The organism is Dellaglioa sp. CoH-57-MRSF-20, assembly GCF_056781955.1.
In genome coordinates this window covers 1-260 of the sequence record NZ_JBXAXV010000282.1, presented here as the reverse complement: position 1 = coordinate 260, position 260 = coordinate 1, and the positions used below count along the sequence as shown (strand labels likewise).

Below are 260 nucleotides of genomic sequence, written 5' to 3'. Positions count from 1 at the left end.
ACCACGGCACCCAGCGCAATACGCGTTTCGCGATCATCCACATTGATTGGGGTGAGGTCCAGAGGGTCTGCGAAACCTGCGATCTCATACTTTCCGCCGCTGACCTTACCATATACGACCAGCACATCACCGACAGTGCTGCCCGGATACGTCGAGAACATCACGCCGTCAATCTTCTTGCCAAGATCGCCTTCCGCGCGGCGATCGACCACCTCGTCGCCAATCGTGAGCCCGTGGCGTGCTTCGAGAACGTCTACGGC

The 260-nt window shown here is 58.8% G+C and carries 1 protein-coding gene; it reads right to left on the bottom strand.

Annotation, left to right across the window (positions count from 1 at the left end):
- Window positions 1-260: hypothetical protein (locus AC1RPN_RS09055; RefSeq protein ID WP_481763855.1), on the bottom strand; the 260-nt coding region annotated here is incomplete at both ends.